The 20,656-nt window shown below is 63.2% G+C and carries 19 protein-coding genes; 7 read left to right on the top strand and 12 right to left on the bottom strand.

The window, feature by feature from the left end:
- Positions 1-35 precede the first annotated feature (35 nt).
- Genes ACFQ6Y_RS15925 through ACFQ6Y_RS15945 form a run of 5 tightly spaced genes read right to left on the bottom strand, consistent with a single transcriptional unit; the run spans position 36 to position 4,594 of the window.
- Positions 36-446, bottom strand: coding sequence for a nuclear transport factor 2 family protein (locus ACFQ6Y_RS15925; protein WP_378535202.1), 411 nt, complete (start codon positions 444-446; stop codon positions 36-38).
- A gap of 9 nt (positions 447-455) precedes the next feature.
- Positions 456-1,319 carry a TIGR03619 family F420-dependent LLM class oxidoreductase gene (locus tag ACFQ6Y_RS15930; protein WP_378535204.1) on the bottom strand — a complete coding sequence of 288 codons (864 nt, stop codon included), beginning with the start codon at positions 1,317-1,319 and terminating at the stop codon, positions 456-458.
- A gap of 35 nt (positions 1,320-1,354) precedes the next feature.
- Positions 1,355-2,536 carry a thiolase domain-containing protein gene (locus tag ACFQ6Y_RS15935; protein ID WP_378535206.1) on the bottom strand — a complete coding sequence of 394 codons (1,182 nt, stop codon included), beginning with the start codon at positions 2,534-2,536 and terminating at the stop codon, positions 1,355-1,357.
- Entirely contained in the window at positions 2,536-3,606 is a 1,071-nt protein-coding gene (locus ACFQ6Y_RS15940) for a thiolase domain-containing protein (RefSeq protein WP_317551508.1), read from the bottom strand. Before ACFQ6Y_RS15940 ends, ACFQ6Y_RS15935 begins: the two co-directional genes overlap by 1 nt.
- A gap of 10 nt (positions 3,607-3,616) precedes the next feature.
- Positions 3,617-4,594 (bottom strand): Zn-ribbon domain-containing OB-fold protein, encoded by a 978-nt coding sequence (locus tag ACFQ6Y_RS15945; protein WP_378535208.1) that lies wholly within the window; start codon positions 4,592-4,594, stop codon positions 3,617-3,619.
- A gap of 73 nt (positions 4,595-4,667) precedes the next feature.
- Between ACFQ6Y_RS15945 and ACFQ6Y_RS15950 the strand changes: the two genes are divergently transcribed.
- Complete coding sequence (locus tag ACFQ6Y_RS15950) at positions 4,668-5,705, top strand: LLM class F420-dependent oxidoreductase (RefSeq protein WP_378634394.1); 1,038 nt, start codon at positions 4,668-4,670, stop codon at positions 5,703-5,705.
- 172 nt (positions 5,706-5,877) lie between these two features.
- Positions 5,878-6,852: a hypothetical protein gene (locus tag ACFQ6Y_RS15955; protein ID WP_378634398.1), complete on the top strand. Its 975-nt coding sequence runs from the start codon at positions 5,878-5,880 to the stop codon at positions 6,850-6,852.
- 107 nt (positions 6,853-6,959) lie between these two features.
- Here ACFQ6Y_RS15955 and ACFQ6Y_RS15960 read toward each other — a convergent pair whose 3' ends face one another.
- Positions 6,960-7,784: a crotonase/enoyl-CoA hydratase family protein gene (locus ACFQ6Y_RS15960; protein ID WP_007734275.1), complete on the bottom strand. Its 825-nt coding sequence runs from the start codon at positions 7,782-7,784 to the stop codon at positions 6,960-6,962.
- A gap of 79 nt (positions 7,785-7,863) precedes the next feature.
- Here ACFQ6Y_RS15960 and ACFQ6Y_RS15965 point away from each other — a divergent pair, with 79 nt between their 5' ends.
- The gene (locus tag ACFQ6Y_RS15965) at positions 7,864-9,537 is read left to right on the top strand and encodes an acyl-CoA synthetase (protein ID WP_317828340.1); all 1,674 of its coding nucleotides are present in this window, start codon (positions 7,864-7,866) and stop codon (positions 9,535-9,537) included.
- Positions 9,537-10,652 carry a nitronate monooxygenase family protein gene (locus ACFQ6Y_RS15970; RefSeq protein ID WP_003945863.1) on the top strand — a complete coding sequence of 372 codons (1,116 nt, stop codon included), beginning with the start codon at positions 9,537-9,539 and terminating at the stop codon, positions 10,650-10,652. Before ACFQ6Y_RS15965 ends, ACFQ6Y_RS15970 begins: the two co-directional genes overlap by 1 nt.
- Positions 10,653-10,707: 55 nt before the next feature.
- On the opposite strand, the gene ACFQ6Y_RS15975 is transcribed toward ACFQ6Y_RS15970, so the two are convergent.
- The 6 genes from ACFQ6Y_RS15975 to ACFQ6Y_RS16000 form a co-directional block, all read right to left on the bottom strand.
- Entirely contained in the window at positions 10,708-10,863 is a 156-nt protein-coding gene (locus ACFQ6Y_RS15975; protein WP_230814877.1) for a hypothetical protein, read from the bottom strand.
- 67 nt (positions 10,864-10,930) lie between these two features.
- Complete coding sequence (locus ACFQ6Y_RS15980; protein ID WP_007734278.1) at positions 10,931-11,668, bottom strand: FadR/GntR family transcriptional regulator; 738 nt, start codon at positions 11,666-11,668, stop codon at positions 10,931-10,933.
- 60 nt (positions 11,669-11,728) lie between these two features.
- Entirely contained in the window at positions 11,729-12,547 is an 819-nt protein-coding gene (locus tag ACFQ6Y_RS15985) for an ABC transporter ATP-binding protein (RefSeq protein ID WP_378634403.1), read from the bottom strand.
- The gene (locus ACFQ6Y_RS15990) at positions 12,544-14,622 is read right to left on the bottom strand and encodes a dipeptide/oligopeptide/nickel ABC transporter permease/ATP-binding protein (RefSeq protein ID WP_378635647.1); all 2,079 of its coding nucleotides are present in this window, start codon (positions 14,620-14,622) and stop codon (positions 12,544-12,546) included. Before ACFQ6Y_RS15990 ends, ACFQ6Y_RS15985 begins: the two co-directional genes overlap by 4 nt.
- Complete coding sequence (locus ACFQ6Y_RS15995) at positions 14,622-15,581, bottom strand: ABC transporter permease (protein ID WP_378535219.1); 960 nt, start codon at positions 15,579-15,581, stop codon at positions 14,622-14,624. The genes ACFQ6Y_RS15990 and ACFQ6Y_RS15995 overlap by 1 nt, the downstream gene beginning before the upstream one ends.
- A 43-nt stretch (positions 15,582-15,624) precedes the next feature.
- Complete coding sequence (locus ACFQ6Y_RS16000) at positions 15,625-17,250, bottom strand: ABC transporter substrate-binding protein (RefSeq protein WP_378448958.1); 1,626 nt, start codon at positions 17,248-17,250, stop codon at positions 15,625-15,627.
- Between the two features lie 275 nt (positions 17,251-17,525).
- Between ACFQ6Y_RS16000 and ACFQ6Y_RS16005 the strand changes: the two genes are divergently transcribed.
- The 3 genes from ACFQ6Y_RS16005 to ACFQ6Y_RS16015 are packed head-to-tail and all read left to right on the top strand — an operon-like array spanning position 17,526 to position 20,631.
- Complete coding sequence (locus tag ACFQ6Y_RS16005; RefSeq protein ID WP_378634407.1) at positions 17,526-18,584, top strand: Gfo/Idh/MocA family protein; 1,059 nt, start codon at positions 17,526-17,528, stop codon at positions 18,582-18,584.
- The gene (locus ACFQ6Y_RS16010) at positions 18,581-19,576 is read left to right on the top strand and encodes a Gfo/Idh/MocA family protein (RefSeq protein ID WP_378634410.1); all 996 of its coding nucleotides are present in this window, start codon (positions 18,581-18,583) and stop codon (positions 19,574-19,576) included. The genes ACFQ6Y_RS16005 and ACFQ6Y_RS16010 overlap by 4 nt, the downstream gene beginning before the upstream one ends.
- The gene (locus ACFQ6Y_RS16015; RefSeq protein ID WP_378634414.1) at positions 19,573-20,631 is read left to right on the top strand and encodes a Gfo/Idh/MocA family protein; all 1,059 of its coding nucleotides are present in this window, start codon (positions 19,573-19,575) and stop codon (positions 20,629-20,631) included. The genes ACFQ6Y_RS16010 and ACFQ6Y_RS16015 overlap by 4 nt, the downstream gene beginning before the upstream one ends.
- Positions 20,632-20,656: the final 25 nt, after the last annotated feature.

A 20,656-nucleotide genomic window follows, 5' to 3' on the forward strand; every position in this document is an offset into this window, starting at 1 on the left:
GTCGATGACCGGGGCCGCGCTCGTACTGTGGGTTCTCAGGCTTTGCGTGCCGTCTTCATCGCACGATCCACTTCCCAGAATGCTCGAAGCGACGCGATCTGGCCGGCGTCGTTCACCCGGTAGACGAACACGCCTTCGGCGTCGATGATCGAGCCGCCGATGGTGGTCCGGATCTTGCCGATGTTGACGTTCTCGTTGCCGCACACCAGGGAATCGTCGATCAGAAATTCGAGCTTGTCCGCGTTCGCGATCGTCATGTCGTAGAACTTGGAGATCGCTTCGCGCCCGTGATGCCCTTTGCCTTCGGGATCGAAGCCCGACGGCCCGACCGGATCCTCCACCCAACCGTCCTCGGCGAAGAGGTCCAGCCAGGCTTCCTTGTTCTTGCCACTCGCTGCGGCGCGCGAAGCGTTACCCGCGACGCGGGCGGGGTGTTCGTCACTCATCGCGGCTCCTCAGTTGATGTACTGCTCGGCGAACTTGCGCATCGAATCCTGCTTTGCCTCCAGTGGGGCATCGAATCCGATTCCGTCGAAAACCCAAGGCACGGTGATGATGTCCGTGACGCCGGCGTCTTCGAGTTCGGCGTAGCCGTCCTTGCCGAAACGGTCGATGCATACCGTCTGGATTTCGAACGGCTCGTTCTCGCGTCCGTACTCGGCGCGCAGTTCGCGCAGTCTTGCGATGACACCGACAAGATCGTCGAACTTGATCATTGCCGACGTCCAACCGTCGCTCACGCGCGCAGCACGTTTGAGTGCGACCTCGGTGTGGCCGCCGACGTAGAACGGAACCGGCTTGGTGGGAGCCGGACTCATCTGCAGGCGATCGAAATCGAAGAACTCGCCGTGATACTCGACCATGCCGCCGCCGAGAATCAGTTTGAGGACGTCGATCATCTCGTCCACGCGGGCGCCGCGACGCTTGTACGGCGCGCCGCACCACTCGAACTCTTCCGGAGCCCAACCGATTCCGACGCCGAAGCCGAAGCGGTTGTTCGTCAGTGCCGCTACCGATCCGACCTGCCGCGCGAGCAGGACCGGATTGCGGCTACCAAGCTTGAGTACCTGGGTGTAGAACTCGATCTTCTCGGTCACCGCGCCCATTGCGGCCGCGGCGATCAGCGGATCGACCCAGGGGGTCTCGGCATTCCACATCCGAGACCCATCCGGGGTGTACGGGTAATCCGCCGCCTGCGTTTCCATGAAGAACAGTGAATCGGGGAGAGCGATCGACGAAAAGCCGCATTCCTCGGCAGTTTTAGCAATGCCGGCTAACTGGTCCAAGGGGTTCATGGCAACCCCGACGGTGTACTTCATCTTCGGCCTCTTCCTGATCGGCGTGTTTGCTGCTGTTACGTGGTGGGACGTTCGGAACCGACGACCCACATCGAGAAGTACTGCGAGCCACCGCCGTACGCATGGCCGAGAGCCTTGCGAGCGTCGGCCACCTGGTGGTCACCGGCGCGTCGCATGACCTGCATCGCGGACTCGGCGAAACGGATCATGCCCGAGGCGCCGATCGGGTTGGAGGAGAGAACACCGCCAGAGGCATTGACCGGGAGCTTTCCGCCGATCGCGGTTTCGCCGGCCTCGGTCAGTTTCCAGCCCTGGCCTTCCTCCGCGAAGCCGAGGTTCTCGAGCCACATCGGCTCGAACCACGAGAAGGGGACATAGATTTCGGCGCAGTCGATCTCGTTCAGCGGATCGGTGATTCCCGCGGACTTCCACAGTGCGGCCGCGGCATCGCGTCCGGCCTGCGGATTGACCTGATCGCGTCCGGCGTAGAACGTCGGCTCGGTGCGCATCGCTGTGGCGTGGATCCAGGCGACGGAACGACCCTCGGCCTCCACCTGTGCGGCGGCTTCTTCGTTGCCGATCACCAGCGCGCAAGCGCCGTCCGAGGACGGGCAGGTTTCGTCGTAGCGGATCGGGTCCCAGAGCATCTGAGATGCCTGCACCGATTCGAAAGTGATGTCCGGCTGTCGCAGATGCGCATAAGGATTGAGGCTGCCGTTGAGCCGATCCTTCACCGCGACGAGGTAACCGATGTGCTCCGGTGCGTTCGATCGACGAATGTACGAACGGACGTGCGGGGCGAAGTATCCACCGGCACCGGCGCCGACGGGCATATTGAACGGAACAGGTACGGACAGGGCCCACATCGCGTTCGACTCGGACTGCTTCTCCCAGGAAACCGTCAGAACCCGCTTGTGGACACCGGATTTGACCAGGCTGGAGGCAACGATGGCCGTCGAACCGCCTACCGAGCCGGCTGTGTGAACACGCAGCAGCGGCTTTCCGTTGGCGCCCAGGGCATCCGACATGGCGAGTTCCGGCATCATCGAACCCTCGAACAAGTCGGGGGCCTTTCCGATGACGACGGCGTCGATGTCGTCCCAGCCGACGTTGGCGTCGACCATGGCGGCGTCGATGGCTTCTCGGACCATGCCCGCCATCGAGACGTCGTGACGCTTTGCGACGTAGTGAGTTTGGCCGGTGCCGAGCACGGCCGCGAGTTGAGGCGTTCCGGCCATCAGTTTCGTCCCTCCAAGACTGCTACCAGGTTCTGCTGCAGCACAGGGCCGCTTGTTGCATGAGCCAGCGCGCGATTCGCCTGACCGTCGAAGATTGCCTTGGCGGCGTGGCCGATTCGTTCCAGACCACCGGCGAACAGCGGGTTGCCGCTGAGCGGACCGCCGGACGGGTTGATCGTGGTGGCGTCGGTCAGACCGATCGCTTCCTTCAGGATCAATTCCTGGTGAGTGAACGGGGCATGCAGTTCGGCGACGTCGATGTTGCCGACCTCGCCGCCCGTTGCCGCCTTGGCTGCCGACGTAGTGGACGGCGACGTCGTCAGGTCACGTGCACCCAGGTTGGGCGAGTCGATGCGATGCTCGAGTCCGGTGATCCACGCCGGCCGCTCGCACAGGTCTCGCGCACGGGTGCCCGAGGCCAGGACGATTGCTGCCGCGCCGTCGGTGATGGGCGCACAATCGTGTGCGCGCAACGGATCTGCAAGGAATGGACTTGCAAGCAGGGCCTCGATGTCGACCTCGCCTGCGAGCTGAGCCTTCGGATTGCTCAGCGCGTGGCGACGGCTGCGAGCGGCAACCTCCGCCATGTCCTCTTGCGTCCATTTACCCGCGTCGAGTCCGAGCCGGGCTTGAAGTCCGGCGATCGAGACGGAGTCTGGCCACAGCGGAGTGACGAGGTACGGATCGAGCTGCATGGACAGGATCTTGCGCAGGTGCCCGGCGGAGGATTTGCCGAAGCCGTACACCAGCGCGGTCTCGACCTCGCCGGTCAAGATCTTGATCCACGCTTCGTAGAACGCCCACGCGGCGTCCATCTCGACGTGAGATTCGTTGATCGGCGGTACCGCTCCGATGGAGTCGATGGCCGAGATGAAGGAGAACGCACGTCCGGCCAGGTAGTCGGAAGATCCGGAGCACCAGAAGCCGATGTCGGACTTGGTGATTCCCAGATCGCTGTAGAGCTGCTGGAAGCACGGGACGAGCATCTCGACGCCGTTGGTGGTGCCGTTGGTTTCGCGGACGTGGGGTGCCTGAGCAAAGCCCACGACTGCGATGTCTGCAGAAGTCATTTCAGGAGCCTCACAGGTGGTGTTGGAAGGTGGAGTACTCGGCGTCGGGTTCACCTGTCGGCCGGAAGTATTCGATGTTCTCGAGGGTGTAACCCCACTCTTCGCGAGGCTTCCACTTGGCTTCGACCCGCATGCCCATCCGTACGTCCGCGGCATCACATTCGAGGATCAGGTGCAGGAACGGAATGTCGGCCCCGTCGAGGAGCACGTAGGCGGCAACGTAGGGAGGTTTGATCCGCTGCCCGAGGAACGGGACGTTGACGATGCAGAAGGTGGTGACAATTCCCTTGTCCGGCAGTTCGATCTGCTCGCTCGTCGGCTTCCCGTTGGTGGGATTGGCGCCGCGCGGAGGGATGTAGATCTTGTCCTCGGGTCCGCTGCGACCACCGATCAGCTTGCCCTCTGCGAGACCACGGAGGTAGAAACTCTCCTCTGCCGAAGCGGAATGCATGAAGTGCAGGTCGACGGGGGTCGTGATCATGGTGACAGGATCGGCGTTGGAATCGACTGTCGCGATTCCATTTTCGCTCTCACCTGGTTCGAAGCACTCGATGTCCTTGATCTGCCCGATCCGCTCCGACGCCCAGCGAGCACGGACCCGCAGGCCGGTGCTGATGTCGTCGGGGGAGTCGACGTCGACCGCGTGGAGCATGGACGTGTCCGCGCCGTCGAGCTTGATCAGGGCCCACGCGAAGGGTTTCGTCAGGGGTTGCCCCTCGATGGGTTCGGGCATCCACGTCCAACTCACGACCGTTCCGCCGTCGGATACCCCGACGAAGTCGGTCAGTGGTTCGGCCGTGTCCGGATCGAATTCCGGTGGCGGCACGAAGACACGACCGTTCGACCCACGGGCGCCGATCACCTTGCGATCACGCAGGGCAGTCACGAACGCGCCGATGGTCGGTCCCGTCGATCTGGTGTAGTCGAAATGGAGATTCAATGGTGCGCTCAGGGGCTTGTCGGCCACCCCGCTCTTTCCGATGGTCACAAGATCGAGTAGAACAGGTTCTAGAGATTGTGGCAAGAGTCACTTCTGATCACCGGCAATGTGGAGGCGTGCGATGAAGCTTGGGTTGCAACTCGGATACTGGGGCGCACAGCCGCCGGCGAACGCCCCGGAACTGATCGGAGCCGCCGAAGGTGCGGGATTCGACGCGGTCTTCGCGGCGGAGTCGTGGGGCTCGGACGCTTTCACCCCGCTCGCCTGGTGGGGATCGCGCACCGAGACGGTTCGGCTCGGTACTTCCGTCGTACAGATTTCGGCGCGAACACCGACCAGCTGTGCCATGCACGCGCTCACTCTCGATCACCTCAACGGTGGGCGAACGATCCTCGGGCTCGGCGTATCCGGCCCGCAGGTCGTCGAAGGTTGGTACGGCCAGCCGTTCGAGAAGCCGCTGGCTCGCACTCGCGAATACGTCTCGATCGTGCGCCAGGTTCTTGCCCGTGAAGCGCCCGTCACCAGCCCCGGACCGCACTACCCTCTACCGTATGCGGGACCGGGCAGTTCGGGACTTGGCAAGCCGCTCAAGGCCATTACGCACCCCTTGCGTGCAGACATCCCGATCTGGCTCGGCGCCGAAGGGCCGAAGAACGTCGCGCTCGCCGGCGAAATCGCCGACGGCTGGCTGGCGATCTACTACACCCCGCGCCTGGCCCCGATGTACAACAAGTGGCTCGACGAAGGGTTCGCGCGCGCCGGGGCCCGTCGTAGCCGCGAAGACTTCGAGGTGGCCGCCACGTGTCAGGTCATCGTGACCGACGATCGCGCCGCTGCCATCGCCGCTCTCAAGCCGATGACCGCCCTCTACGTCGGCGGAATGGGCGCCCCGGAGTTGAACTTTCACGCGCAGGTCTACAAGCGGATGGGTTACGAGCAGGAGGTCGACGAGATCGGCCGTCTCTTCATGTCGGGCCGCAAGGACGAAGCCGCTGCCGTCGTCCCCGACGAAATGGTCACCGAGACCATGATCATCGGCAACGTCGACGAGGTGCGCGCCGACGTGAAGCGTTGGGAGGAAGCCGGAGTCACGATGCTGCTGGTGACCTGCCGCGACGCCGACCATGTGCGAGAGCTCGCGGCCGCGGTGGGTGGTTGAGCGGGGCCTGCCGTTTCTCGAGCGGTACCCCCCTTTTTTTTCGAGCGAACGGCACGTTCAGCGCATCTGAGGCGCTCAACGTGCCGTTCGCTCGCCCAAAGTTATCCACAGGCACACCGAAACCCCAGGTCGGCGCGGGGGCCCGCGCTGCTGCTCGAGTCATGCTGCAACCATGCGGCGTGGAACGTGGGGCGATGATCTGGACGCGATATACCGCGTCAGTCGAAGCGGAGTGATCCGAACGGCGGAGTTGGCGCGATTGGGCGTGTCCAACTCCGCAGTGCACACCCGGTGTCGGGTGGGTGGACCGTGGCAGCGCATATTGCCGGGGGTCATCCTGCTCAGGAACGGTCAACCGACGCCACGTCAACGCTCGATCGCGGCGCTCATGTTGAGCGGTGACGAGTCCCTGCTGACTGGGCGATCTGCCATGTCGGAGTACGGATATCGAACGCATGCGGGGGATGTGCAGGTGCTCATCCCCATCGACCGTCGAGTTCAATCGGTCGGATTCGTCACGGTAGAGCGCACTGTTCGATTGCCTGAGCCGGAGATTCGGAACAGTCTGCGCTGTGCGCCGCTGCCGCGAGCGCTACTCGACGCTGCGAGGCGGTGCAAGGCCCTCGACCCCGCACGGGCACTCATCGCTGAGGCTGTTCAGCGCGGCGACGTCTCGGTGCGCGAACTTGCGAAGGAACTCGACGCTGGTAGCAGTCGGGGTTCCGCGCTACCTCGCGTCGTGTTGCGCGAAGTGAACGCGAACGTCCACTCGGTGCCTGAGGTTCACGCGCGAAAACTCTGGCAGCGGAGTGGACTGCCGGAAATGTTGTTCAACCATGAGATCCGGGATGCGAAGGGGGACTTCATCGCAATTCCGGACGGATGGATCGATTCGGTTGCCTTCGCGTGGGACATCGACTCCTTGGAATGGCATGCCGCGCCGACGGACTACAAGCGCACGGTGGAACGCCGGACGCGTATGCAGAATGCGGGAATCATCGTGTTACCGACGGTGCCCAGTGCACTGCGAACGGACCCTGATCGCGTGATCGAGGACCTGCGTGCGCACTACAGATTGGCGCAGTCACGTCCCCGGCCGCAGGTGTTCGCGAGGTCGAGATGGGTGAAATTGGACGAAACCGGCTGAGTGAAAGTGCCTTTCGGCGCACTGAAGGCGCCGAAAGGTACGTTCGCTCGGAAAGGGGGTGGGTGGGACCGAGAGGGCGCACCGAGAAGGGGGAGGGAAGGGGTGGGTCAGACGCCCTTGAACTGGGGCGCTCGCTTCTCGCCGAAAGCCCGCGGGCCCTCCTTGGCGTCGGCGCTCATGAACACCTTCATGCCCAGCTGCGCGTCGATCTGGAAGGCCTCTTCCTCGTGCATGCCCTCGGTGTCGCGGATGGTCTTGAGGATCGCCTGGACGGCGAGAGGGCCGTTGGCACTGATCAGGTCGGCGAGCTCGAGTGCCTTGTCGAGTGCTTGGCCGTCCGGGACGACGTGGCCGATGAGTCCGATCTCCTTGGCCTCCGGAGCCTTGATGTGACGGCCGGTGAGCAGGATGTCGGCTGCGATCGTGTACGGAATCTGTCGCACCAGGCGCACTGCGGAACCGCCGAGCGGGAAGAGCCCCCACTTGGCTTCGGAGACGCCGAACTTGGCGCTCTCACCCGCAACGCGGATGTCGGTGCCCTGCAGGATTTCGGTTCCGCCGGCGATGGCTGCACCCTCGACGGCGGCGATCAGCGGCTTGGTCAACCGACGACCCTTGAGAAGGCCTTCGATCTTGGACATGTCGACTCCACCGCCCGCGAAGGAATCTCCCGGCGGCTTGGCGGACATGTTCTTGAGGTCGGCGCCGGCGCAGAAGTCGCCGCCCGCACCGGTGAGGATGGCGACGCGGATCTCGGGGTCGTTGTCGACCTGGTCCCAGGCATCGACCATGATCGCCATCATCTCGCCGGTGATGGCGTTCTTACGCTCGGGGCGGTTCATGGTCACGATGAGGACGTGACCGCGCTTCTCCACGAGGCAATGCGGCGCGGTTTCCGAAATGTCTGATTTTTCGGTCGTCGAAGTGGACACTGATGGCTCCTGGCGGGTCTGTGAGCTGGCTCTCAAATTGGGTCTTGCCAGAAACGGTAACACGTTCTACTTTGATCTCGTGGCCCTTAACATCGCAGACTTCGTAGAGCACGCAATCGACCTCGTTCCGGACCGCGTTGCGCTGGTCTCGGACAATCGCGAGTCGACTTATGCGCAGTTGGAGGACCGGGCGAATCGCCTCGGTCACTACCTGCGTGAACATGGCGTTCAGCCGGGTGACAAGGTCGGCATCTACTGCCGGAACGTCATCGAGGCGATCGAGGCCATGGTCGCCGTTTTCAAAATCCGGGCCGTGATGGTCAACATCAATTACCGGTACGTCGAGAACGAGTTGCAGTACATCTTCGACAACTCCGACATGGTTGCGCTCATTCACGAGCGCCGCTACTCGGACAAGGTCGCGAACGTCCTGCCGAACACTCCCAAGGTCAAATCCGTCATCGTGGTCGAGGACGGCACCGATCTGGACTTCAGTGCTTTCGGCATCGGCTACGAGGACGCACTCGCGCAGAGTTCGGGTGAGCGCGATTTCGAAGATCGCAGCAACGACGACATCTTCATGCTCTACACCGGCGGCACGACCGGTAGCCCCAAGGGCGTCATGTGGCGTCACGAGGACTGGTGGCGTGTGCTCGGCGGCGGCATCAACTTCGTCACCGGAGTTCCGGTCGAGGACGAGTACGAGATGGCGAAGGTCGGCGCTGCCAACCCGAGCATGATCCGCTACCCGATCCCCCCGATGATTCACGGCGGCTCCCAGTCGGCGGTGTTCCACAGCCTCTTCGGCGGCGGAACCTGTTTGATGCACCCGGAGTTCGACGCCCACGAGGTGTGGCAGAACATCGACAAGCACAAGGTCAACCTGATCTTCATCACGGGCGATGCAATGGGCCGCCCGATGCTCGACGCACTGATCGCCGGAAACCCGGAGACCGGTGAGCCGTACGATCTTTCGACGCTCTACGTGATGGCCAGCAGTGCTGCCCTCTTCTCGCCGAGCATCCAGGAGCAGTTCCTCGAACTGCTGCCCAACCGCCTGCTGACGGACTCCATCGGCGCGTCCGAGACCGGCTTCGGCGGACTGGCAGTATTGAGCAAGGGGCAGAAGCACACTGGCGGTCCGACGGTCAAGATCGACGCCTCCACAACGGTTCTCGACGATGACGGTAACGAGGTCGAGCCCGGTTCGGGCAAGCGCGGCATGCTCGCTCGCAGGGGCAACATCCCGCTCGGTTACTACAAGGACGAGGTCAAGACGGCCGAAACCTTCCGCACGATCAACGGTGTTCGTTACTCGATCCCCGGCGACTACGCGCAGGTCGAAGCCGACGGCACAGTCACGATGCTCGGCCGCGGTTCGGTGTCCATCAACAGCGGCGGCGAGAAGGTGTACCCGGAAGAGGTCGAGGGCGCTTTGAAGGCGCACCCGGACATCTTCGACGTGCTGGTGGTCGGTATCCCCGACGACCGGTTCGGTCAGCGCGTTGCCGCAGTGGTTCAGGTACGCGAAGGCACGTCGCCGACGCTGCACGACATCGCCACCGCAGCGCGCAAAGAGATTGCCGGATACAAGGTTCCGCGCAGCGTGTGGTTCGTGGACCAGATCAAGCGCAACCCGGCAGGCAAGCCCGACTACCGCTGGGCGAAAGCCGAGACGGAATCGCGCGAGGCTGACGATCACAACGGAAACGGCGCTCCTGTGGCGTCACCGGCAGAAAGCGTGGAAGCCTGATGCGTTCGGATCTCGCCGACAAGTTCGGCATCGAATACCCGATCTTCGGATTCACTCCCTCCGAGCACGTCGCGGCCGCCATCAGTCGCGCGGGCGGTCTTGGTGTTCTCGGTTGCGTCCGGTTCAACGACCCGGAAGAGCTCGAAGCCGCACTGACGTGGATGGACGAGAACACCGACGGTAAGCCGTACGGCGTCGACATCGTCATGCCGGCCAAGGTGCCGACCGAGGGCGGCGCCGTCGACCTCGACAAGCTCATTCCGGAGGAGCACCGCGCCTTCGTCAATCGCACACTCGACGAGTTGGGTGTGCCGCCGCTTTCCGACGACGTCGAACATGCGACCGGCGTACTGGGATGGCTTCACTCGGTGGCGCGATCTCACGTCGATGTTGCTCTGGGACATCGGATTGCGTTGATCGCGAATGCACTGGGATCGCCCCCGAAGGACGTGATCGATCAGGCACACGAGAAGGGCGTGCCGGTGGCAGCACTGGCCGGCGCCGTCGAGCATGCACGTCGTCACGTCGAGAACGGCGTCGACATCGTGATTGCGCAGGGCTACGAGGCCGGCGGTCACACCGGCGAGATTGCGTCGATGGTTCTGGTTCCGGAAATCGTTGATGCACTCGGCGATTCGGCTGCCGTGCTGGCTGCCGGCGGTATCGGCAGCGGCCGTCAGGTGGCTGCTGCACTCGCGCTCGGTGCGTCCGGAGTGTGGATGGGCTCGTACTGGCTCACCACGTCCGAATACAAACTCGGCAGTGCATCGGGCGAAGGCCCGTCCGCTATTCAGCGTGCACTGTTGGGCGCGACGTCGGCCGACACCGTACGTTCGCGCATCTACTCGGGTAAGCCCGCTCGGTTGCTCAAGACCAAGTGGACGGAAGCCTGGTCGAACCCGGGAGCACCGGCGCCCTTGCCGATGCCGCTGCAGAACCTACTGGTCAGCGACGCTCATCAGAGAATCGCTGCATCGGAGAACCCGGAAGTTGTGGCAATGCCCGTCGGTCAGATCGTGGGACGGATGAACGAAATCCGCCCGGTCGCCGAGGTCATGGCCGAGCTGGTGTCAGGGTTCGAGGACGCGCGAACCCGACTGGATTCGATGAAGTAGTAGATGACACGTACGTATGCCCTCGGCCGAGTTTCGGTCGAGGGCATACGTCGTTTCAGCCGGCGAGGTCGTCCGGTCCGACGCTGTCCGACAACCATTCTCCGCGGCTGAGAACGCCGTCGTCGCGGCGACGTGCGATCACGAAAATGACCAAGGCGGCAGCGAGGACAACTGCGAGAACGCGCGAAGGCGTCAGGTTCGGGTTCTTCATACCCGTAATTTTGCCGGAAGAACGGGCGCGATGGTGAGACAGCGGAGCAAAATCACGTGTTTCGAGATTACTGCGCTTCGGACGCATGAAGACTGGCGATCCGCTCGCGCAGGCCACCGAAGTGCACATCGAGAGTGTGCGCCGCCTCGACTGCATCACCCGTACGGATCGCGTCGAGAATCGCACGATGCTTCGACGCGATGTCGATCAGTGGCGTATCCGAATGCCCGATGGCCTGCTGGATCTCGCTGTACACCTGCCAGAAGACGTCCATCAACTGAGCGAGGACCTGGTTGTCGAGCGGGGAGTACAGGCGGGAGTGAAAGGTCGCGTCGATGTCGGAGAAGTTCTTCCCGGCGGCGGCACGGACCTCCATGCCGGTGACGAGTTCGTCGAGGTCAGCATGGTCGGCCGACGTCATCTCGGCCATCGCCGCACCGATCAGTCCGGTCTCGAGTGCTTGACGAATATCGACCAATTCCATCGCCTCGTGCCCGGTGCCCTGCAAGGACAACCGGCCACGGAAGGTCAGACCGTCGGCGAGAGCGTCGAAGTTGCTCGGGGCGACGAACATTCCGAAGCCGTGACGGATTTCGACGACGCCCAAGGCCTGCAGAACCTTGAGCGCCTCCCGGAGCGTGTTCCGGCCGATTCCCAATTCCTCGGACAGTTCGGCCTCGGTGGGCATCGGGTCGCCGGGGGAGAGTCTGCGTTCGAGGATCAAGTTCATGATGTCCGTCTGAAGTGCGCGCATGCGGTTTTGCGCGCTGAAACGAGCGCCCTGTGTGCCACTCCGGACAGACATCGATTCCCCTTTTCTGATACGAACGTCCTTCATCCTATGTCCGGTCATCCGCTCCATTGGTCAACCCACGTCAACGGTGCGTTGCAGGAGACTGGGCGCCGCACCCAGCAGTTTGGCCGTATACGGATCCGACGGGTTGTCGAATACTTCCTGCGCCGTTCCCTGCTCGACGATCCGCCCGGCGTTCATGACGACGATGGTGTCGGCGACGTACCGCACCGTCTGTATGTCGTGCGAGATGAACACCATGCCGAGCCCCAACCGAGCCTTGATGTCGCTGAGCAGGTTCAGGATCTGCGCGCGCACCGAGACGTCGAGAGCCGACGTCGGCTCGTCGGCCACGATGACGTCAGGTTCGAGCGCGAGTGCACGTGCGATCGCGACACGTTGACGCTGACCGCCGGAGATCTGGCTCGGGATGACTTCGAGTGCAGATTGGGGGAGCCCGACCAAACCGACCAGCTCGCGAACTCGGGCGGTCCGGCTCGCGCGGTTGCCGATGCCGTGGACGTCGAGTGGATCGGTGAGGATGTCGGCCACCGTCATTCGCGGATTGAGTGCGGTAGCCGGATCTTGGAAGACAATCGAGATCGCCCGCCCGAACTCCTTGCGAACGCCCGCCGACCGGGTCAGAGCGCTTCGGCCGCGGAAGACCACGTCGCCCGACGTCGGTTTCTGCAGTCCGACCATGACTTTCGCCAGAGTGGACTTGCCACAACCCGACTCGCCCACGATGCCGATCGTCGTCCCTCGTCGTACGTCGATACTGACATCGTTGACCGCGTGAACCGTGCCGGGTTTGAAAAGTGATCCCGAACGGGTCTTGTGGACGACGTGAATGTTCTTCAGTTCCAGGATGGGTGCTTCAGCTGTAGTCATCGCACGCTCTCCAATTCCGATTCTGCATGTGCGGGAGTCGCGGACTGGTTGGCGAACCAATGCTCGGTCCCGTCGATACGGACCATCTCCGGCTTTCGCAGGGGATCGGAGTCCGGGCGAGTGGAACGCTCGGCGAAACGGTCTCCCGGCGCGAAGCTTCCGGGTGAGGGCACAGTTCCCTGAATCTGATGCAGTCGCGGCGCTTCGTCCTCGATCGAGAGAACGGCACCGAGAAGGCCCTGGGTGTATTCGTGGCGGGGATCGACGAGCAGATCGCTTGTCGGGGCCGACTCGACGACCTGACCGGCATACATCACCGTGATCTTGTGGGCCAGCGAGGCAACCAGTGCCAAGTCGTGGCTGACGAAGACCATCGCAAATCCCAGCTTTTCCCGAAGGTCGTTGAGCAAGTCCACGACCTGGGCCTGGACGGTGACGTCGAGAGCGGTGGTGGGCTCGTCCGCGACGATCAACCGCGGACTGCGGGTGAGCGACATGGCGATCAGAACGCGCTGACGCTGACCACCGGACAACTCGTGCGGGTAGCTGGCGAGAGTGCGTACCGGATCGAGTCCGACGAGTTCGAGCAATTCCTCGGCCGTGCGGGTACCGCCACGCTTGGTGAGCTGCTTGAACTGGGCGCGGATCAGCATCGCGGGATTGAGCGAACTCAGCGCATCCTGGTAGATCATGGCCATGTCGTGCCCGCGCAGCTTGTTTCGCTCCCGGTTGTTCAGCTCGAGGACGTTGACTCCGTCGAACAGGATCTCGCCGGTCACCACTGCCGTCTTGGGTAGCAGGCCCATGATCGCCAGCGAGGTGAGCGACTTTCCGCAACCGGACTCGCCGACGAGCGCCATCGTCTCGTTCGGGCGGACGGTGAAGCTCACGTTGTCGACGATCGCCGTGTCTCCGTAGCGTTCCGGGAACCGGATCGTGAGATTGCGGACCTCGAGGAGTGGCGCTGCATCGCCCTCGTACACAAGACGATCCGTGCGAGAGCGCTCGGTTTCCGCCAGGATCTTCAGGTGAGTTTCGAGAGGCGTCGGCTCCGCGGCCGGCTCGAGAACATCTTTCACGACGCTCGGGTCGGCGAAGTCGTCGGACAACTCCGAGCTGTCGGCGCTCAGTGCCGCTTCGTCCTCCAGAACGAGTTCGTTGGAGGTCTCCTCCGCTGCGGCGGTCTGCGCTGCTTCCAGTGCAGAGGGCGTCTTCTTGGTCTTCTTCAGGCTCGGGTCGGCCATCGCGTCGGTGAGCCCCTCGGCGAGCACGTTGAGGGAGAGCACCGTCAGCAGAATGAGCAGTCCGGGGAACACCGTTGCCCACCAACCACCGAGAAGGACCATGTTCTTGCCGTCGGCGATCACCGATCCCCACGACGGATCCGGGGGACGGACACCGGCGCCGATGAACGACAGGCTGGCCTCGAGCACGATGGCGTCGGCGACCATGACAGTGCAGAAGACGAGAACGGGCGCAGCACAGTTGGCCACGACGTGCTTGACGACGATGTGCGAAGTTCTTGCGCCGATGACCTTTTCGGCCGCGACGTAATCCTCGCCGTACTGAGCGAGAACGTTCGCCCGAACGACGCGGGCAACCATCGGCGTGTAGAGGAACGCGATAGTGACGATCAGAACCGGGATGGAACCACCGAATGCTGCGACGAGTACGGCAGCGAGCGCGATGCCCGGGAACGCCATGACCACGTCGAGCACACGCATGATGGTCTCGTCGACGCCTTTTCGGCTCGTTGCGGCCACCGATCCGATGAGAGCGCCGGCGCACAGTGCGAGGAAAGTGGAACCGAGACCGATGGTCAGTGACCAGCGTCCGCCGTAGAGCAAGCGGCTGAACAGATCTCGGCCGAGACTGTCCTGTCCGAACCAGTGTGCGGAGCTGGGGCCGGAGGAACCGACCGCCTGTTCGAGCGGTGTGTACTGCGTGATCAGCGGCGCGAACAGGCAGGCGAGCACGATGATCGCGAGAACGGCCATCGAGAGCCACGCCGAGAGGGGGAAGCGAGAAAAGGTGATGCCGGGTCGCGAAAGCTTCTCGGTGAGTTTTCTTCTCATCATGCTGCGCTCCGAAGTCGTGGATTGACGAGCAGGTAGAGGATGTCGACGGCGAGGTTGACGATGACGAAGCCGACCGCGATGACGATGACAACACCCTGAACGACTGCGGGGTCACCGTTGGTGACGCCGTTGATCATCAGCTGACCCATGCCGGGCAGGCCGAAGATCTGCTCGATGACCACAGCGCCACCGAGGAGGTATCCGACCCGTAGACCCAGGACGGTGAGCGGGTTGATCAGCGCGTTACGCAACACGTTTCGGCCGATCACCACGTGATAGGGCAGGCCGCTGCCGATCGCGGTTCGGACGTAGTCCTTGTCCAACTCTTCGACCATGGACGTACGGATGATGCGCGTGAGTTGTGCTGCGACGGGCAGTGACAGGGACAGGGCGGGGAGTGCCATGTACCAGAGCCAGTCGGTGACGGAGTCGCTCGGATTGACGTAGCCACCGGTGGGGAACCATCCGAGCTGGACGGCCAGATACTGAATCATCAGCAGTGCCAACCAGAATGACGGTGCAGCCACACCACCGAGTGAGATCACTCGGATGACCTGATCCGGCCAACGATCGCGGAACAGTGCACTGGTGACACCGAAGATCAGTGAGAGCACGACGGCGATCACCAGTCCGAGAACCGTGAGCTGAATGGTCAGTGGCAGAGCGGTGGAGATCGAATCCAACACCGGGGTACCGGAAATCAGACTGTCGCCCATGTTGCCGCTGACCAGATCGGTCACGAAGTGAACGTATTGCAGCGGAAGCGGATCGAGCAGTCCGTTCTCTTCTTTGAACTGCTGCAACTGCTCCGCAGTCGGGTTGCCGCCGTTGAACGCCGCGGTTGCGGGATCGGTAGGCGCGAACTGCATCACGATGAAGACGAAAGCGATGATGCCGAGGATCAGGGGGATCAGTATCAGTAATCGCCTGATCAGCATGGGGAGGACTCTTGCCATCGGGGGATCTCTCAGTTGTGGGAAACGGCCGAGCGCACGGGTGTCAGGCCGGCTTCGCCTGAAGCAAGTTGACGCCGGGGTACGGCAGCGGAGTGACGTCGGCGATCTTCTTCGGATCCCACGCCGTCAGTAGTTCCTGATGGAGGACCGGGTAGTAGACAGCGTTTTCGGCGATCTGGTTCAGGTACGACTGCACGAGGGTGCTGCGCTTGGCCGGGTCGGTCTCGCGGGTGGCCTCGTCCATGGTGGCGTAGATCTTCTGCGCCTCGGGGGTGTCGTCCCACTTGGCGTAGGTCTTCGTCCACAGGCCGCCCTTGCTGTACGTGTAACGGACCAGCAGGTCGACGTCGCTGCCGAATGCCTGCGGGTTGGACGTACCGGCGGCGATCTGGAACTTCTGGCCGCTGTTGAGCTTGCTGACCATGGCGCTGGTGTCCTGCGGTTCGAGCGTCGTGTTGAATCCGACTGCATCCCAAGACTCTTTGATGGTCGGCAAGCAGTCGGCCAGCCAGCTGACGTTGGTGGAGAGCAGCGTCAGGTCGAGACCACTGACGCCGGCGGCAGCGAGGAGCGAGCGCGCCTTGTCCGGATCGTAGGAGTAGACCGTCGACGCTCGCGCGTAGTCGGGGTTGCGCTCGTACAGGTAGCTCGAGGCCGGTGCTGCCTTGCCACCGAGGGCGATCTCGATCATCTTCGGGGTGTTGATCGCGTAGAACATCGCCTGGCGAACGCGAACGTCGTCGAACGGCGCCTGGGTGGTGTCGAAGAGCAGGTACATGAGGTTCATGCCCGGGTTGCCCTCGACGGTGCGCCCACCGGAGGTGAGGGTGGGGACGTTGGCGACAGGAATGTTGTCGGCGAGTTGTGCACCGGCATTGTTACCCGAGACTCGTGCGATGCGTGAGGAGGTGTCGACGATGGACAGCCAGTTCATGGTCGCGAAGTTGGCCGGACGCGGCCCGTTGTACGCCTCGAAAGCCTCGAAAGCGGTGTTGCTCTTGGGAGTATGGCTCTTGAGCTTGTACGGACCGGAACCGACGACGAGCGCCCCGGACTTGGCCTCGTCCCAATGCCCGTCGAAGACGTGCTTGGGCATGATCTTGGCGATCGAGAGACGCTGTGCGGCAGCGCTGAACGGGTAGTTGAAGTTCAGGGTCACCGTCTGGTCGTCGACCTTGGTGACGGACTGCAACCAGGAGGAGAAGAAGGAGCGGATCAGTACATTCTGCTGCGGATCGAGGATGCGATCGAAGGTGAAGACGACGTCGTCCGAGGTGACGGGAGTGCCGTCGTGCCAGGTTGCGCCTTCGCGGATCTTCATGGTCCAGCTCGAGGCGGTGGCGTCGGTCGGGACTGCCTGTGCGAGCGCCGCATACGTCTCACCGGTGCCGGGATCGTTTTCGAGCAAGCCCTCGTAGACGTGGTTGACGGCTGCCATGAGGAAACCGGATGCAGTCTGCATCGGGTCGAAGCTCTGGTCGTTTCCGTATCCGATGGCGGTGGTCAGATCGCCGGTGCTCGCGGAACCGCCGACAACCGAGGTCGACGACGGGCCACCGCCACAGGCTGCGAGAGTCGCGGTGATACCTGCTGCAGCTCCCAACAGCCCGGTGTACCGGAACAGGTCTCGGCGGGTGAACGCGGAGCTCAGCGGTCGTTCGTTCTTCAAGGCGGCCTCCAAGGCGGGGAGCGGGACATCAAGGGGAGTGGATAGGGGATGTCCTATGTTCGACGTCCGATGTTGCGTAACTTACATTGTGGATCAGAAAGCGTCTAGAGAATCTTCTGAACTCGCGTCGCCCAACTTCGTCTTTCGGCGGGTTTCGACGCGGAAATACTGCCTCTAACTGCATAGATGAAGACTGTGTTACCGACCTCGAATTGACGGCCGATGGCGCTGGCCGTATAACATAGGACATCCCTCATCCAATCTTTGGAGACTTCATGACCCGATACAAAGTCGGTGTGGTCGGTTGCGGATTCTTCGGTAGTTCCCTCGCTCGCGAGCTTGCTGCCCATCCACGTTTCGAACTGGCGATGCTGTGTGACCGCGACTTCGAGCGGGCAAAGGACGTCGCCGCGGAGTTCGCGGCAATCCCGACAGACGATCACGACGCGGTGGCTGCCCACCCGGACGTGGACCTCGTTGTCGTCGCGACGCCCAATCACGCGCACGCAGAACCTGCCATCGCAGCACTCGAACACGGCAAGGCAGTTTTTGTCGAAAAGCCACTCGCCGTCGAACTGGTCGATGCGCACAACATGATCGCGAGCGCCGGCGCGAGCGCTTCACCGTTGATGGTCGGGCACATCATGCGGATGATGCCGGGTGTACGACGGCTGGCGGACCTGCTGACTTCGGGGGAACTCGGGGAGGTCGCTGCCATCGAAACGTCGCGCTCACGATGGATCGACACCGGCGGCGCAGATCCACAGTGGTGGAAGCTCGACAAGAGTCGAACAGGTGGAGAACTGACTCACGAAATTCACGAACTGGACCTGATGTGCTGGCTCGGCGGCGAGGTGACTGCCGTGTCGAGCATCGCCACGGCGGATGACGGCTTCCGCAACACTGTGGTCTCGTTTGCCGGCGGCGCGATCGGCAGACACACCATCTCCACGCGTTCACACACCTCGTCCTGGGAGCTGACGGTCAATGCCGCCGAAGGCTCGGTCCACGCGGACTTCCACACCGGCCGGGTCAGCCGACTGCGCGGGGGACAGGTCGAAGAGTCGTGGCCGATCTTCGACGTCGACGCCGAGAATCAATCCTTGATCGACTCCGCCAGCAGGACGCAGAAGTACAACTCGGGCAACGGAGGATCCTCGCTGTGGATGCAGGCTGCGATTCGCCACGAAATCGACGAGATGGCAGCAGTTCTCGACGGCGAGGCTGATCCCCACTCACCGTTGACATACGCACGCGAACGCGCACTCGTCGTCGCCGAACAGGTACGACCCGGTGGCGGCGAACCGGCAGCGTTGTCGGGACGTGCGAAGTGACCGTGCGCGTAGCCGTCATCGGCAGCGGAGGAATCGCGCGGGACCACGTCAGCGCTCTGGCGCGCATTCCGTCGGTCGAGCTCGCCTACGTATTCGGCAGTGACATGGACCGGGCGGCATCGGTCGCGGCGTTGGCTCCAGGCGCGAAGGCCAGTACCGATCTGGCGAAGATTCTTGCAGACCCGACGGTCCACGCGGTCAACGTCGTCGGGGCCACTCCCGACCACGCGCCGGTGACGATCGCCGCCGGCCGCGCGGGAAAGCATGTGCACGTGGAGAAGCCGGCCGCGCTGACAGTCGCGGACTTCGACGCCATGGTCGAGGCCACCGAAGGTCGCGGCACCTCACTGATGGTCGGACAGACCGTACGGTTCCAGCCGTCGATCACCTCGATCGGAAACTCGGTTGCTCGAGGCGCCATCGGCGACCCCCGGTTGATCCACCTCAGTTGGTACACCGGGCACGTCTGGCCCGGAGGTTGGCGAGGCTGGCAACACGACAAGGCCCGCTCGGGTGGTCACCCCGTTCACAACGGAACTCACGCACTCGATTTGGTGACGTGGCTGATCGGTCGTCGTCCGATCCGCGTGTTCGCTCGTAGTTTTCCGACTTTCGCGGCGGGGATGCCCGTGCACGACAGCTTCCATCTGACTGTCCGCTTCGAGGACGGATCACTGGCACTCATCGAATTAGCGTACGCACTACCACAATCGGGAAAGATGGTGCGCCGGATCGTGGTGTCCGGAACTTCCGGCACACTTGCGCACGACACCGGAGACGACCCGGGACTGATGACGGACACGACCAACGCGCCGCCGTCGTCGATCGAAGATGCGATGGCGCATCAGATGCGCCACTGGATCGCCACTCTCGACGGTTCCGCGACCCCGATAGTCGAGAACTGGCAGGTGCGTGCAGCTCTCGCGACTGCCGTCGCTGCCCAGCAATCGCTCGACACCGGCCGCGCTGTCTCGATCGGAGAAAACCAATGACCGGCACCGGTTCGATCCGCGTCGGATTTGTCAGCGGCGTCAGGCATGCCGGCTCCTATGCGGACCTGTTGCGTTCCGATCCTCGAGTGAGCCTGGTCGGGGCCTCCGACGAATCCTCGGTCCCCGATTGGATTCGTGAGGACGGAATCGCGATGGCAAAGGCCGCAGACATCGAGTGGATCGACGAACTCGGCGAGCTGCTCGACCCCGAACGGATAGACCTGGCGATCATCTGCAGTGAGCCGACCAGGCATGCACGGCTTGCGATTGCCGCATTGAACGCGGGACTCGACGTCCTCGTGGACAAGCCGGTGGGCATCGACGAGGCGGAGGCAGCGGCGGTTCAGCAAGCCGCACGGTCGAACGGACGAATCTGTACGGTGGTGAACCGCACTCATTCACCTGCGTTACGGCGACTGCGCCGCTGGATCGATGCCGGGAACCTCGGGCTGCCGCGCCACGTGGACATCGAGTTCCTCGCAAGCGGAACACATTTCGCCACCTCGGTGGAGCGTCCCGAACTGGTGGTGGATCCCGCGCTGTCCGGCGGGGGAGAAGTTATGAACTTCGCCGGTTACGCCGCCGACTACCTCAGGTACCTCACCGGCCTGGACGTCACCGAGGTGTACGCCGAGACGAGCACACTGTACGGCGGGGCCCACCAGCAGTTCGGCGTCGAAGACACGGCGTTGATCTCGTTCGCCCTGGAAAACGGCGTCACCGCGACGGTGACCGTCGGAAGAATCCCCGCAGCACCGGGTTTCGGCGCGAATACCGCGACGGTTCGGGTCCTCGGCTCCCACGGATACGCGAGTTCCGACGACGACAAACCCGCGGTGACCCACTTCGCATCCTCGGGAGACGTGACCGCACTACCCATCGGCGGCTTCGGTTCCGACAACGCGGTGTCGAGCTTTCTCTCTCACGTGCTCGATCGACTTCCCACACGGACCGCACCCGACTACACCGTGGCAGACGCCCGCGCGTCGATGCGCGTGATCGATGCTGCCTATCTGTCCGCCTCGAGTGGTCAGCCGGTCTCCGTTTCTCCCTGACAGCCGCACCCACAACTCAATCCGA

Source organism: Rhodococcus sp. NPDC056516 (genome assembly GCF_042794655.1).
Lineage (GTDB): Bacteria > Actinomycetota > Actinomycetes > Mycobacteriales > Mycobacteriaceae > Rhodococcus_F.

Bases quoted from the DNA above. Each gene is read 5' to 3' on its own strand.
- ACFQ6Y_RS15925 (WP_378535202.1), bottom strand. From the start codon at position 446: ATGAGTGACGAACACCCCGCCCGCGTCGCGGGTAACGCTTCGCGCGCC.
- ACFQ6Y_RS15930 (WP_378535204.1), bottom strand. From the start codon at position 1,319: ATGAAGTACACCGTCGGGGTTGCCATGAACCCCTTGGACCAGTTAGCC.
- ACFQ6Y_RS15935 (WP_378535206.1), bottom strand. From the start codon at position 2,536: ATGGCCGGAACGCCTCAACTCGCGGCCGTGCTCGGCACCGGCCAAACT.
- ACFQ6Y_RS15940 (WP_317551508.1), bottom strand. From the start codon at position 3,606: ATGACTTCTGCAGACATCGCAGTCGTGGGCTTTGCTCAGGCACCCCAC.
- ACFQ6Y_RS15950 (WP_378634394.1), top strand. From the start codon at position 4,668: ATGAAGCTTGGGTTGCAACTCGGATACTGGGGCGCACAGCCGCCGGCG.
- ACFQ6Y_RS15955 (WP_378634398.1), top strand. From the start codon at position 5,878: ATGCGGCGTGGAACGTGGGGCGATGATCTGGACGCGATATACCGCGTC.
- ACFQ6Y_RS15970 (WP_003945863.1), top strand. From the start codon at position 9,537: ATGCGTTCGGATCTCGCCGACAAGTTCGGCATCGAATACCCGATCTTC.
- ACFQ6Y_RS15975 (WP_230814877.1), bottom strand. From the start codon at position 10,863: ATGAAGAACCCGAACCTGACGCCTTCGCGCGTTCTCGCAGTTGTCCTC.
- ACFQ6Y_RS15980 (WP_007734278.1), bottom strand. From the start codon at position 11,668: ATGTCTGTCCGGAGTGGCACACAGGGCGCTCGTTTCAGCGCGCAAAAC.
- ACFQ6Y_RS15985 (WP_378634403.1), bottom strand. From the start codon at position 12,547: ATGACTACAGCTGAAGCACCCATCCTGGAACTGAAGAACATTCACGTC.
- ACFQ6Y_RS15990 (WP_378635647.1), bottom strand. From the start codon at position 14,622: ATGAGAAGAAAACTCACCGAGAAGCTTTCGCGACCCGGCATCACCTTT.
- ACFQ6Y_RS15995 (WP_378535219.1), bottom strand. From the start codon at position 15,581: ATGGCAAGAGTCCTCCCCATGCTGATCAGGCGATTACTGATACTGATC.
- ACFQ6Y_RS16005 (WP_378634407.1), top strand. From the start codon at position 17,526: ATGACCCGATACAAAGTCGGTGTGGTCGGTTGCGGATTCTTCGGTAGT.
- ACFQ6Y_RS16015 (WP_378634414.1), top strand. From the start codon at position 19,573: ATGACCGGCACCGGTTCGATCCGCGTCGGATTTGTCAGCGGCGTCAGG.